This window comes from Enterococcus sp. DIV0008 (assembly GCF_050542615.1).
Lineage (GTDB): Bacteria > Bacillota > Bacilli > Lactobacillales > Enterococcaceae > Enterococcus_D > Enterococcus_D innesii.
This window is the reverse complement of sequence record NZ_CP172937.1, coordinates 726,083-739,391: the sequence shown is the minus strand read 5'-3', so window position 1 is coordinate 739,391 and position 13,309 is coordinate 726,083. Positions and strand designations below refer to the sequence as shown.

Here is a 13,309-nt window from a genome sequence, read left to right as displayed (position 1 = left end):
TCGTCCAGACCGCAAGTCCTTTTTTATACGAACAAAACAAGAAAAGAGGTTAGCCATTTATGAGCTTGAAAGAAATCAAAGATGTCAGTTATTTCAAATTGAATAATGAGATCAACCGTCCAGTAGATGGTCAAATTCCATTAAATAAAGACAAAGAAGCCCTAGCGGCATTCTTTAAAGAAAACGTTGAACCAAACACCTTAACCTTTGCGACTGCAATGGACAAAATCAATTATTTGATTGAAAATGATTATTTAGAAGAAGAATTTATCAAAAAGTACCGTCCTGCTTTTATTGAGGACTTGTATCAATTCTTAGACGAGCAACACTTTACTTTCAAATCATTTATGGCTGCTTACAAGTTTTATTCACAATACGCACTAAAAACCAATGATGGTACCGCGTATCTAGAACGTTACGAAGATCGGGTCGCTTTCAACGCCCTTTACTTTGCGGATGGCAATGAAGAGTTAGCCATGAGCTTGGCAGATGAAATGATCTACCAACGTTACCAACCAGCAACTCCTTCTTTCTTGAATGCAGGACGCAAACGTCGCGGTGAATTGGTTTCTTGTTTCTTGATCCAAATCACTGATGACATGAACGCGATCGGTCGTGGGATCAACTCCGCGCTGCAACTTTCACGGATCGGCGGCGGTGTCGGGATCACATTATCAAACTTGCGGGAAGCCGGCGCGCCTATCAAAGGCTACGAAGGTGCAGCAAGTGGTGTAATGCCTGTAATGAAATTGTTTGAAGATAGCTTCAGCTATTCAAACCAATTGGGTCAACGGCAAGGGGCTGGCGTAGTCTACTTGAACGTCTTCCACCCAGATATCATCAGCTTTTTATCAGCGAAAAAAGAAAATGCGGATGAAAAAATCCGTGTCAAAACCTTATCATTAGGCGTGATCGTACCTGACAAATTTTACGAATTGACGCGTAAAAATGAAGAAATGTATCTCTTTAGTCCCTACAGTGTCGAAAAAGAATATGGCGTACCCTTCTCTTATGTCGATATCACCAAGGAATACGACAACTTAGTTATGAATCCACGGATTCGCAAAACCAAAATCAGAGCCCGTGATTTAGAAAACGAAATTTCTAAATTGCAGCAAGAATCTGGTTATCCTTATATCATCAATATCGATACCGCAAACCGCAGCAACCCAATCGATGGCAAGATCATCATGAGTAATCTTTGTTCCGAGATCCTTCAAGTCCAAGCACCATCTGAAATCAACGGCAAACAAGAATACGAGGTTTTAGGAACAGATATCAGCTGTAACTTAGGTTCCACCAATATCGTGAACTTGATGGACAGCCCTGACTTTGGGAAATCTGTTCGAGCAATGACTCGTGCCTTGACCTTCGTTACTGATGCGTCTGACATTGACGTGGTACCATCGATCCAAAATGGGAATGCCTTGAACCACACGATCGGTTTAGGCGCAATGGGCTTGCATACCTATTTTGCAAAAAATCAAATGGAATATGGTTCACCAGAATCTCTTGAATTTACTGATCTTTATTTCATGTTGTTGAACTATTGGACATTGGTTGAAAGCAATGCCATCGCCAAAGAAAAAGGCGAAGTTTTCCATAACTTTGAAAAATCAGCTTATGCAGATGGCAGCTACTTCACCGATTATATCCAAGGTGACTACCAACCAAAATCGGAAAAAGTCAAAGCATTGTTTGAAGGCGTCTTTTTACCAACTGGTGAAGATTGGGCAGCCTTGGCACAAACCGTCAAAGAAACCGGCTTGTATCACCAAAACCGCCTAGCCGTTGCACCAAATGGTTCGATCTCTTATATCAATGATACGAGTGCCAGCATCCACCCAATCACTCGGATGATCGAAGAACGCCAAGAAAAGAAAATCGGCAAGATTTACTATCCAGCACCTTACTTGAGCAATGAGACGATCGGCTACTACAAATCAGCCTACGATATGGATATGCGCAAAGTGATCGATGTTTACGCAACTGCTCAAAAACACGTCGATCAAGGGATGAGTATGACCTTGTTTATGCGTTCAGATATTCCAGAAGGTCTTTACGAATGGAAAGAAACGACAAAACAAACCACCCGTGATTTGAACATCTTGCGTCACTACGCTTTCCACAAAGGCATCAAATCGATCTACTATGTACGGACCTTTACAGATGATGCAGAAGAGATCGGCAGCAACCAATGTGAAAGCTGTGTCATCTAATCCAACTTTTGCCTGAAAACGAACTAACCGCCTGCCCCTGCTCTTTCTTGACAGCGGGTCGGCTGTTGTCTTGATACGATTATTGGAGGAACCGACTATGGGTAAGACTTACTATGAAGCAATCAACTGGAATGAGATTGAAGATATCATCGATAAATCCACTTGGGAAAAATTAACAGAACAATTCTGGTTAGATACGCGGATCCCTTTATCAAATGACCTTGATGATTGGCGGACGCTATCACCATTAGAAAAAACGACAGTGGGCTACGTCTTTGGCGGCTTGACCTTATTAGATACCGTTCAATCAGAAAGCGGTATGGATCAACTGCGTAAAGATGTCCGCACCCCACATGAAGAAGCGGTCTTGAACAACATCCAATTTATGGAATCTGTCCATGCAAAAAGCTATTCATCGATTTTCAGCACCTTGAATACAAAAGCGGAGATCGCCGATATTTTTGAATGGACCAACACCAATCCATATTTGCAAAAGAAAGCCGAACGAATCAATGAGATTTACAAAAATGGGACACCGCTAGAGAAAAAAATCGCCAGTGTGTTTCTAGAGACCTTCTTATTCTATTCAGGTTTCTATACACCCCTTTACTACTTAGGTAATAACAAACTAGCGAACGTAGCGGAGATCATCAAATTGATCATTCGTGACGAATCCGTTCATGGCACGTATATCGGCTACAAATTCCAATTAGGTTTCAACGAATTACCAGAAGACGAACAGCAAAAGCTGAAAGACTGGATGTACGACTTGTTGTATGAGTTGTATGAAAACGAAGAGCGTTATACCGAAGAATTATACGATGAGATCGGCTGGACCGAGGAAGTCAAAACCTTCTTGCGTTACAATGCCAATAAGGCTTTGATGAATCTAGGACAAGACCCGCTTTTCCCAGACACCGCCAACGATGTCAATCCAATCGTCATGAACGGTATTTCAACTGGTACCAGCAATCACGACTTCTTCTCACAAGTTGGGAACGGGTATCTGCTTGGTTCCGTTGAAGCGATGAAAGACGATGACTACTTCATCGGACTTGATTGATTTGCTTACAAAAAAACACCTTGTTTCTCGCCAATAGAGGGTGAGAAACAAGGTGTTTTTTAGTTAGCCAGCTGGTCTTTGATAAAGGTCAACGTTTCTGTCAAACATGCCTGTGCTTGCGGCAAGCTATAATCAAATTGGTATTCGTGGGTCACTGTTTCCGAATTCCCTTTGTAAAAACGACTTGTCACGGGAATATCAAGAGCTTGCAGCTGGTTGGCAAAGGCAATGCCTTGGTCTTCAAAGGAATAGGCATTGCCATCCGTGATATACGTTGGCGGAAAATCAGCCGTCAATTTATCCACCAGTGAGATCTCCTGCAGTTGGGGACTATCTTGCCATTCTTTTTTGCCTAATAACGACCAAGCCACCGTTTTGACAAAGAATTTCATAAAGCGATCATCCGAAGAAGTCCCGGCGATCTGCTTCAAATCAAGCGGTCCGCAATAGGAAATAAACCCTTTCAGGGCCGATGCAGGAATGTCTTGATCAAAGGACATTTCCTTCGCATACGCTGGATTGGTTTGCAGCGCCACATATTGCCCAGCAATTTGGGCTCCTGCAGAATCCCCGCCGAAGAAGAGTTGATCGAAATCCAGCATGGGGTATGCTTGGGCATCTGCTTTGATCGAGTCTACCGCTTGGGCTAATTGTTTGACCTGTCCAGGATAATGCAGACTTGGTGCCCATTCATAATTAATCGAAATCACAGCGGCTTTGGTTTCATCGACGACATAGGTCGCAAACTCTTTGACCCCTTCTTTGTCTCCCCCGACATAGCCGCCCCCATGGACCCAAAAAATGACTGGAACAGGGCCTTGTGCCTCTTTGGGATAATATAGATCAAAGGTACTACGTTGATAATCCGATTGATACGTCAAGTCCTGTTTGACCGTCACATTCGGCAAACTTTTTTGATAAGCTGCCTCATCCTTGATGGTCACTTCTTGGTTAAACAGATGACCGATCAAAAAAGCCCCCGGTCGTGGGGAGAGTTGAAAAGCCAGAAAAACGGCAGCTAAGAGTCCGATCAGGACCATCGCCACCCACATGAAAAAGCGCAGAATTTTTTTCACGCAAAAGCTCCTTCCTTCGTTCTGTTTCAGCTTTTTCATTTAACCATGTTTTTTTATCAAATTCAATGACAATCGCTAAAGATTAAAAAAGGATGATACCAATAGGCATCATCCTTAAAATAACATCGTTTATAATGGCAACATCATAAACAAACCAGCTGCGATCGCTGCCCCGATCATTGGACCGATGATTGGTACTAACGCATAGCCCCAATCGGAAGTCCCTTTGTTTTTGATTGGCAAGATTTGGTGAGCGATCCGTGGTCCTAAGTCCCGTGCCGGGTTGATGGCATAGCCTGTTGGTCCACCAAGCGACAGCCCGATCGCTAAGATCAAGATCCCAACGACGATGGGATTTAATCCATCCGTAAAGGTATTGGCACCAAAAGCCAATAAGCCAAAGACTAAGACAAAGGTACCAATCACTTCAGTGATGGTATTCGATACTAAATTACGAACTGCAGGCCCTGTTGCAAAGGTACCTAAAATCGCGCCTTGGTCTTTTGTTTCATCCCATAATGGCAAGTAGTTGAGCCAAACGAGGATCGCCCCTACGATCGCACCAGCAATTTGTGCCAGCATAAACGGTACAGCCAAGCTCCAAGAAAAATTCCCCGTCATCGCCATGCCTAATGTAACGGCTGGATTCAAGTGAGCAGGTCCCATGTACCCTGAAACGTAAACGGCAATCGTTACCGCTGTCGCCCAGCCCATCGCGATCACGATCCAGCCAGAGGCTTCCGCTTTACTCTTTTTCAGATTGACAGCCGCACACACACCATCCCCTAACAAAACCAAAATAGCCGTTCCTAGAAATTCACTAAAGATCTGGGTTGTTTCATTCATCTTTTTTTCCTCCTTTTAAGGCTGTTAAATCTGATTCTGCGATCACTTGGTTCAATTCTGCTACATGGGCTGCTTTTTCTTCCTCGTCCCAGACAAAGAAGTCGGTCATAGCTGCAACGACACCGGCTTTGACTTCATCTAAGGTATCTCGCATAAATAGGATATGGTTGGTCCGACGCAATAGATAATCGACAGGCGTCAGAACCATTTCTTCATGCAAGGAATAGTTCAAGGCAGTGCTTTCTTTTTCATCTAAGCCCTCAAACTTCGTCTTGTAGTTCAACACTTGGGGAAGATTCGACCCATAAAGATGAGCCAAATACGTCGCATCTGCTTCATTGAACCCAGCGGCTTGCGCTTGGTCAGCCAGCTTCGCTAATTCTTCCTCTACATTGGCTGCATCAAGCTCCCCACCAGAAACTGGGTACGTGGTTGAATCCACTAACTCGAAGGAAGCACCTCTTTCTTGAAGCAATTCATTGATCCGTTTGACTGCTCCTTCCGCCATCAAACGATAGTCGGTGATTTTTCCGCCTGCCAACGTCAATAGTCCGTCTTTTGAGCGTTCCAAACTGCTGCCGCGAGAAACTTGCGATGGATCCACTTTGCTGGCTTCTACTCGTTCTTGTGCTTGTTTTACGGCTTTTTCTACAACTGGTCGCTGCCGCTTATCTGCAAGATATTCTTTGACGCTTTCAACGATCTGCTCAAAGCTTTCATCCGATAGTTTGCCTTTACCGCCGCCATTGTAATCCGAACCGCCATTATTCGTAATCAATGGACGTAGACCAGCCCAGCTCGCTTCGATATCATCAAGGGTGATTTGTGCATGTGGGAAGCGTTCATTCACGATGGTCAGTAGATAATCGACATCTTCTTGTGTGACCGTCGGATGGGCAAAATCGCCTGTATAGTCCGTATCGGTTGTGCCAAAATAGGTCTTGTTTTCTCTTGGTACCACGAAAACCATCCGACCATCATTTTTCCCAGTATCAAAATAGGTTGGTTGCGGCACTTTTAGTTTTTCCCGATCGACCACTAAATGGACACCTTTCGTCGGACGCATTTGTGGCGGCAGCTCATCATTCTTGTCTAATTGACGAACGATGTCTGACCAAGGGCCGGTCGTGTTGATCACGACTTTGGCGTGAACCTCAAAGCGCTCGTTTGTCAGTTGATCCTCCACTTCTACCCCATTGATGATGCCTTGCTCATCATGTAAGATGCCGACGACTTTGGCTTTACTGATCATTGCTGCCCCATCGGCTTGTGCTCGTTTGATGTTTTCGATCACCAAGCGGGCATCGTTGTTGCGAAAATCAAGATAGACTCCGCCACCAACTAAGTTTTCCGCCTGCAGCTGTGGTTCGCGTTCTAAGACCTCTTCTTTCGTCAACAGATAATTTTCGTATTTACTGCCTGTCACATTTGCTAAGCGATCATAAAGATCCATCGCCACTTTAACAGAAAACAAGGAGAAGGTTGCCCCCGGTTCATCGTAAATCGGTAAAAGCATCGGATCGGGTTTCGGGATATGCGGAGCAATTTGTTGAACGATCGCCCGTTCCCGCACGGTGTCAGCGACCACTTCCACGTCAAAGGTTTTCAAATAGCGAATACCGCCATGAACGAGTTTCGTGGACCGCGAAGACGTCCCTTCGGCAAAGTCTTGCATTTCCAAAAGAGCCGTCTTCATCCCAGCGGCTGCGGTTTGAACAGCAACCCCTGCGCCAGTGATCCCACCACCGATGATCAATACATCATAGGTGGTCTTTGCCGCTTCTTGAATGGTTTGCTTCCGATCTTTCTGAGAAAAGGTCATGGCTTACTCGCCTTCTTTCTTCGCTTTGAATTTGAAGGTCTGAGTAGCCGCCACCGCTTGTTTCCAACCTTCGTACAAATTGTCTCTTTCTTCTGCTGGCATTTCTGGTGTAAACATTTGCCCTTCTTCTGCCATTGATTTCAATTCATCCAAGTCTTTCCAGAAGCCAACCGCTAGCCCTGCCAAGTAAGCTGCACCTAATGCGGTTGTTTCCAGATTCGCAGCTCGTTGCACGTCAATGTCTAAAATGTCCGCTTGGAACTGCATCAATAAATCGTTTTTGGCTGCACCGCCATCGACTTTCAGCAATGGGATATCGATGCCAGAATCTTTTTTCATCGTGTCGATGACATCTTTTGATTGATACGCAACAGCTTGCAATGTTGCCCGAACAAAATCTTCCTTCGTCGTCCCACGAGTCAAGCCAAAGACGGCTCCTCTTGCATCTGAATCCCAATAAGGTGCACCCAATCCAGTAAAGGCAGGCACCACATACACTTCATTATCGCCTTTTGCTTTGGCAGCTATTTCTTCTGATTGCGGAGAAGACTCGATCATTCGTAGACCGTCCCGCAGCCATTGGATCGCTGATCCAGCAACGAAGATACTTCCTTCTAAGGCATAATAGACTTTGCCGTTGATGCCATACCCGATGGTCGTCAGTAGGTCATTGTCAGACAATTGTGGTTCTTCACCCGTATTCATGACGATAAATGCCCCAGTGCCGTAAGTATTTTTGATCATGCCTTTTTCAAAGGCCATTTGTCCAAAGAGGGCGGCTTGTTGGTCCCCAGCCATTCCAGCGATTGGTACTTCACTGCCGTAAAAATGGTAGCTGCGGGTGTGACCATAGACTTCTGAGTTGCTTTTGACTTCTGGCAACATCGAGCTTGGAATGTTCAAAAGATCCAAGATTTCTTGATCCCACTCTAATTTATGAATGTTGTAAAGCATCGTCCGACTAGCATTGGAGTAATCGGTGACATGGACTTGCCCATCTGTCAGTTTCCACACAAGCCATGAATCGATCGTTCCGAAAAGTAGCTCGCCATTATCCGCCTTTTCTTGTGCCCCTTCGATATTGTCTAAAAGCCAGCGCACCTTGGTCGCTGAGAAATACGCATCAATGACTAACCCAGTTTTTTCATGAATCATCTCTGTATGGCCATCTGCTTTTAATTGGTCAGCGATCGGTGAAGATTGGCGGGATTGCCAAACGATTGCATTTGCGATCGGCTGGCCTGTCGTTTTGTCCCAAACCACTGTCGTTTCACGCTGGTTAGTGATCCCGATGCCGGCGATTGCTTCTGGTCGGATACCTGATTCAATAAATGCCCCTGCGATGACTGATTGGACAGAGTTCCAAATTTCATTGGCGTTGTGTTCTACCCAACCCGATTTTGGAAAGTATTGCGGAAACTCTTTTTGTGAACTGCCGATTTTTTTCCCGTTACGATCAAAAATAATTGCTCTTGAACTAGTGGTTCCTTGGTCGATCGCCATTACATAATTTTTTTCTGCCATTTGATTCGCTCCCTTTAGTTTTTTATACGCTCTTCTTGTTAGCGCTTTCTGACTTGCTTTTATTTTAGCCGAACTTTCGCTATGTGGTTCGTCAATTTTTTTTCAAATTTCTAAGAAATTGACGAAATCCACTATTGAAAGCGTTCGCGGATCATTTTTTTGATCGTTTCCCGATCATAAGCGGTACCTAGTTCACTGATTCGATAAGTCGGTGTTTTCGTCTCGATAGCATAATTTGCCAAGATCAAATCATATTCTTGTTCTGGACGATAGCGTTCGACAACTACGCCATTCAAATTTTTGAGATACAGCAGCCACATGTAGTAGAGGGCTTCTTTAAACAGTTCATCCATTTTCAAAGCGATCCCGACGCGAAACTCCCGATTGATTTGATAATCGATGATCGTGATCACGCTCAAGTATTTGACCATCGTCATCATCAACAAACTATTTTTATCAGATGGCTTGATATCAAGCTCTGCTAAAGCCTTATCCAATAGTTCGTGACTGATTTGCTGGATGTTACGACTGGATAGCTGCGCTTCTAACTGCCAAATATTTTCTCGATCAAAAACCTCCACATCCCCTTTGAAAAAATAGACGCGGCTGTGGATCTGCAGCAGGTGACCATAACAAGTGGCTTCGATTTCACGGGGAACAAACGATGGGCGGTAGAGATGCAAAATATGTTCCAAAATCAAGGTATCCGTCAAGGCAGTTGGCGTAAACCGAGAACGCTGCAGCATATACACTTGCAGATCGTGTTCGGATAACACCGAGAACGACAGTAAAAAGACAAAGTGCAGCATCGCCTCCTCTTCTCTGACTTCTAATGCATAATGGCCAAACCCACGAAATACCAACTCCCGTAATTGCTGAAACAAAGGATCTTTCATGTAAGGTGCCATTTTCTCCCGTAAGACTTGAAAGGATTGAGTAGCAATTTTCAGTCGCGCCTTCATGATCCTCAGCCATAGGGACAAGCGCTGCTGGGCTTCTTTCGTGAAGGTCATGTTCAGACCTCGTGTGATCAGACCGACGTATTTTTCATCGATCGGCAGCGGCTGACTGTCGAAAGAATGGACATACCAAAAGAGTTCAAAATAGAAATAACGAATTTGCGTTTCTTCCCCAATCAGCTTTCCTTGCCAAATCTCTAATTCGAATTCTGCTAGCAAGCCATTTAGCTCTTTGATTTTGCGAAACAAGGATGACTCGCTGACCGCTAATTTTTGTGCCAGCTGGACAGTCGTCACTTCTTGATGTTGTAAAAGATGCTCAAGAATTTGAAATTTCAATGCTGACCGATAAAACGCCCATTCGATTTGATTGAGGGAAAAAGTGGGACTCATTTCAAAAACCAGTGAACCATTTCGGTAATACAATCGACACTGCTCTTGGTAGTGAGCCAGCTCATCTTGCAACTCCTCCACATATTTTTCCAAGGAAGGCTTACTGATGCCAAGATAGAGCGCTAATTCATGTAGCTCCATTTGACCGCCAACTAGTAAAAGTTTTTTGAGCAGCTGCAATTGCTTTGCTTCTTTTTTTTCTAATAACTGATCAAGTCTCATCGGCATCACTTCCCGACCATATGAAGGTTTGATCCAACACATTCGTGAACCGTGGATGGAAGAAAAAGTCTTTTTGGGTCAGCTCCTCCATCGTTGCCTGCTGCTCGATCGCAAATGCTAGTAAATTGATTTTTTCCAAAATATTGGCTTTTGATAATAGCTGCGCACCAACGATTCGGCCGCTGGCTTGATCGATCATCACTTTTCCATGAACCTGCGTCGAATCAAAAAGGGAAGCGGCAGCCGTAAAAGTGTGACAGACGATCGGGGATTCATAGAAAAACTGATCCGACTCGGTCAAACCAGTACTGGCTAAATACCACTCAAACAATTGTGTACCGACTGTCCGCAATCCACCACGAAACGGAGTTGTTTTGCTTGCTAGATTGCGAGCTGCCGCGATCCCTGAGCGAACAGCATTATTGACTAAGGGCATATAGACCGTGTCTTTCGTAATAGCATTCGGAATTTGGATCAAATCGCCGACCGCAAAAATATCCGTGGCAGAAGTTTCCAAGTAGGCATCTGTCCAGATGGTTTGATCACTGTGTAATTCAAAGACCGCAAATGCCTCTGGCAAGCGAGGATGAACGTTAACTGTCGTCAATACAAGGTCACTTTCATAGCCTTGATTGGCGGTTTCGATCCGAAAGCCTGTTTCCGTTTTGACGACTGCCAAAGTTGGCTCCGACCAATGCAGTTGCAAGTTGGGGATTTTTTCGATCTCCGTTAAAAAGGGCTGCAAAAAATCGCGATCAAAGTACTTGAACAAAGGATATGACATTGATTCGATCACACTGACTTTTTTTCCGATCGCCGTCAAGGTATTCGCCGCTTCCATCCCCGCTTGACCAGCACCGACGATGGTAATCGACTCTGCTTGGGGCAATTGCTGCAAGAAATGCTTCGCTGCTTCATATTCTTTGTAGGTCAGCAGTGCTTCTTCTGGTTGTGGCAAAACAGTGGAATCCTGACTAGAGCCTGCTGCCAAGACGAGTCGATCATAACTTAGTTCCCGCTTATCCGTTCGAATCCGATGATCCGAAGGAAAGACTTCTAGAAGGGTTTCTTCTAAGGCTACGTCGATTGTTTCTGCCTCCAGCTGCTCCTTCGTACAAAAGAATGCTTCTTCCAGCGAAGCGATCCTGCCTTCGATCAGCAATAACAAGCCGCTTGGAACAAACCCAAGATGGGCTTTTTTTTCTATCAGTAGAATCTCTGCGTCAGGGTATAATCGACGTGCTTCACGGGCGCAGCTGACACCACCAAAAGACCCACCTATAATTATGATTTTCATTGGATCACCTCTCTCCTTTAGCTTAAATGAAACGCTCTCATTTGACGAGTAAAAAGCTATCAAGCTGACTATTTTTTTGTTAACTGCGGTAAAATAAATGAGACCTATGCTACACTATACGCAAAGGAGTGTTCAAATGGTTTTCTTCTATCAATTCATGCTGGGCTTGTTTGCCAGTACATTCGTTGCAGCGGCAGCATTCGTCTTTCAGTGGCTGACTGTTTCTGGCGCACTGGCTGCGATTCTTTGCGGCACACTGGTCATTGGCTTTGGTCCGTGGTACAGCATCTTTTTGATTGGCTTTTTCTTTGCCAGCTCTGGCATCATTGGTCTTTTAAAGAAAATGCGCAGTCAGCCAGAGTCAGCTGTGCTTGCCAAAGGTGCTCGCCGTGATGCAAAACAAGTCTTTGCGAACATCGCACCAAGCATCTTTGCTCTACTGCTTGCCTTTTGGACGAAAGAACCGCTATTCCTTTGGGGATTTGTGGTGGGAATCGCTAGCTGTACAGCTGACACTTGGGGCTCAGAAATCGGCGTGCTGAGTCCAAGTGCACCGCGTCACTTACTAACGGGAAAAAAATTACCACCGGGACTTTCCGGCGGTGTCAGTTGGTTGGGAACTGCCGCTTCCCTAGCAGGGAGTCTCGCCATCACTGGTTTATTCGCAACAGCTTTATGGTTGAACGGCAAGCCGTTCTCCTTTGATCTCTGGTTGACCTTGACTGTCTTAGGCTTTTGCGGTAGTCTTTTGGACAGCTTACTAGGCGCAACGATTCAGGTGCGCTATCAATGCCCTGTCTGTCACCAATACACCGAAAAAAAAGTCCACCATGACGTTGTGACCAAGCAAGTCGGCGGTCTTTCCTTTGTAACGAATGAAGGGGTCAATTTGCTGACTTCAATCGTGATCGTTATTTTGACTGTGTGTTTCTTTTACTTAAAAATGTCTAACGCATCATAAAAAAAGCAGCAAGGCATCTCACTAATGTGAGGTGTCTTGCTGCTTTTTGATTCAATATCCGTTAAGCAATATCCACCAAGCGGATCTTCGTGACATTTTTGTAGACAGACAATTCTTCGATCACTTCAGAAAAGCCTAGACCTCGCGGGAGATCAATCGTATAAATGTTGGTATAAATGCGATAGTCTTCCATGAATTTGACATCAAAATTGACATCTTCGATCACGATATTTTTCTCTTGGAAGTACTCCGTCAAAAACTCTTTGGTCTCGGTGCGATGAATGTACTGGATCTCCAATTTCTTTGCTGTTGGTACGCGGACGATCCGCTTAACGATCGTCAATGCAAAGAAGATCCCGATAAAACTACTTAATGCGATGGTGTAAAAGCCCATCCCGATGGCAATTCCTAAACCGGCGATCGCCCATAAGGAAGCAGCCGTCGTCAACCCCGTCACCGAGCGCTTCGTCACAATGATTGTTCCGGCGCCTAGAAAACCGACCCCGCTGACGACTTGCGCAATCAATCGTGCTTCGTCCGAACGAATCACGCCTGCTAAATCTGGATGATCCAGCGCATCTCGCATGGCACCTGTGGCGATCTCCACTTGGATCAAAGCAATGACACAAGCCCCCATGCAAACCAAGATATGGGTTCTAAGACCAGCTGGTCGGCTTTTGTACTGCCGCTCGTACCCAATCGCGCCACCCATGACCATCGCCAACAGCAACCTCAGTGCTACTTCAGGAATGGATAAATGCATATCAACCATTTGCATCCCTCTTTTCTTCGTATTCTCTCTTTTAACTATAGCATCTCTGATGGAAAAAAGGAAAAAACATCGCTAGAGCGGCCAAATAAAAAAAGCCTCCTCAGAAATAAGCAAGATAGATCCGAACCATCGCTCGCAGCTGCGCTGGCATTACT

At 44.9% G+C, this 13,309-nt stretch carries 10 protein-coding genes; 3 read left to right on the top strand and 7 right to left on the bottom strand.

Going from position 1 to position 13,309, the window contains the following annotated elements; all coding sequences use genetic code 11:
- Positions 1 to 59: 59 nt before the first annotated feature.
- Positions 60 to 2,219: a class 1b ribonucleoside-diphosphate reductase subunit alpha gene (nrdE, locus tag IGI84_RS03430; RefSeq protein ID WP_008377092.1), complete on the top strand. Its 2,160-nt coding sequence runs from the start codon at positions 60 to 62 to the stop codon at positions 2,217 to 2,219.
- A 97-nt stretch (positions 2,220 to 2,316) separates the two neighbouring features.
- Complete coding sequence (nrdF, locus tag IGI84_RS03425; RefSeq protein WP_005225180.1) at positions 2,317 to 3,282, top strand: class 1b ribonucleoside-diphosphate reductase subunit beta; 966 nt, start codon at positions 2,317 to 2,319, stop codon at positions 3,280 to 3,282.
- A 59-nt stretch (positions 3,283 to 3,341) separates the two neighbouring features.
- Here the strand turns inward: nrdF and IGI84_RS03420 are convergent, their stop codons facing one another.
- The 6 genes from IGI84_RS03420 to IGI84_RS03395 form a co-directional block, all read right to left on the bottom strand.
- Entirely contained in the window at positions 3,342 to 4,397 is a 1,056-nt protein-coding gene (locus IGI84_RS03420) for an alpha/beta hydrolase (RefSeq protein ID WP_368255496.1), read from the bottom strand.
- Between the two features lie 90 nt (positions 4,398 to 4,487).
- Positions 4,488 to 5,204 (bottom strand): MIP/aquaporin family protein, encoded by a 717-nt coding sequence (locus tag IGI84_RS03415; protein WP_005225178.1) that lies wholly within the window; start codon positions 5,202 to 5,204, stop codon positions 4,488 to 4,490.
- Positions 5,197 to 7,026 carry a type 1 glycerol-3-phosphate oxidase gene (gene glpO, locus IGI84_RS03410; protein WP_081119083.1) on the bottom strand — a complete coding sequence of 610 codons (1,830 nt, stop codon included), beginning with the start codon at positions 7,024 to 7,026 and terminating at the stop codon, positions 5,197 to 5,199. The genes IGI84_RS03415 and glpO overlap by 8 nt, the downstream gene beginning before the upstream one ends.
- 3 nt (positions 7,027 to 7,029) lie before the next feature.
- Positions 7,030 to 8,550, bottom strand: a complete 1,521-nt coding sequence (gene glpK / locus IGI84_RS03405) for a glycerol kinase GlpK (protein WP_005225176.1) — start codon at positions 8,548 to 8,550, stop codon at positions 7,030 to 7,032.
- Positions 8,551 to 8,681: 131 nt separating this feature from the next.
- On the bottom strand, positions 8,682 to 10,124 hold the full coding sequence (locus IGI84_RS03400) for a helix-turn-helix domain-containing protein (protein ID WP_081119084.1): 1,443 nt from the start codon (positions 10,122 to 10,124) through the stop codon (positions 8,682 to 8,684).
- On the bottom strand, positions 10,114 to 11,421 hold the full coding sequence (locus tag IGI84_RS03395) for an NAD(P)/FAD-dependent oxidoreductase (RefSeq protein ID WP_081119085.1): 1,308 nt from the start codon (positions 11,419 to 11,421) through the stop codon (positions 10,114 to 10,116). Before IGI84_RS03395 ends, IGI84_RS03400 begins: the two co-directional genes overlap by 11 nt.
- A 136-nt stretch (positions 11,422 to 11,557) precedes the next feature.
- On the opposite strand from IGI84_RS03395, the gene IGI84_RS03390 reads away from it, so the two are divergent.
- Positions 11,558 to 12,382, top strand: a complete 825-nt coding sequence (locus IGI84_RS03390) for a DUF92 domain-containing protein (protein WP_081119086.1) — start codon at positions 11,558 to 11,560, stop codon at positions 12,380 to 12,382.
- A 61-nt stretch (positions 12,383 to 12,443) separates the two neighbouring features.
- On the opposite strand, the gene IGI84_RS03385 is transcribed toward IGI84_RS03390, so the two are convergent.
- On the bottom strand, positions 12,444 to 13,154 hold the full coding sequence (locus IGI84_RS03385; protein WP_008377072.1) for an MgtC/SapB family protein: 711 nt from the start codon (positions 13,152 to 13,154) through the stop codon (positions 12,444 to 12,446).
- Positions 13,155 to 13,309: the final 155 nt, after the last annotated feature.

Excerpts from the sequence above, each read along its gene's own strand:
- IGI84_RS03400 (WP_081119084.1), bottom strand. The coding sequence starts at position 10,124 with ATGAGACTTGATCAGTTATTAGAAAAAAAAGAAGCAAAGCAATTGCAG.
- IGI84_RS03390 (WP_081119086.1), top strand. The coding sequence starts at position 11,558 with ATGGTTTTCTTCTATCAATTCATGCTGGGCTTGTTTGCCAGTACATTC.
- nrdE (WP_008377092.1), top strand. The coding sequence starts at position 60 with ATGAGCTTGAAAGAAATCAAAGATGTCAGTTATTTCAAATTGAATAAT.
- nrdF (WP_005225180.1), top strand. The coding sequence starts at position 2,317 with ATGGGTAAGACTTACTATGAAGCAATCAACTGGAATGAGATTGAAGAT.
- glpK (WP_005225176.1), bottom strand. The coding sequence starts at position 8,550 with ATGGCAGAAAAAAATTATGTAATGGCGATCGACCAAGGAACCACTAGT.
- IGI84_RS03395 (WP_081119085.1), bottom strand. The coding sequence starts at position 11,421 with ATGAAAATCATAATTATAGGTGGGTCTTTTGGTGGTGTCAGCTGCGCC.
- IGI84_RS03420 (WP_368255496.1), bottom strand. The coding sequence starts at position 4,397 with ATGAAAAAGCTGAAACAGAACGAAGGAAGGAGCTTTTGCGTGAAAAAA.
- IGI84_RS03385 (WP_008377072.1), bottom strand. The coding sequence starts at position 13,154 with ATGGTTGATATGCATTTATCCATTCCTGAAGTAGCACTGAGGTTGCTG.
- glpO (WP_081119083.1), bottom strand. The coding sequence starts at position 7,026 with ATGACCTTTTCTCAGAAAGATCGGAAGCAAACCATTCAAGAAGCGGCA.
- IGI84_RS03415 (WP_005225178.1), bottom strand. The coding sequence starts at position 5,204 with ATGAATGAAACAACCCAGATCTTTAGTGAATTTCTAGGAACGGCTATT.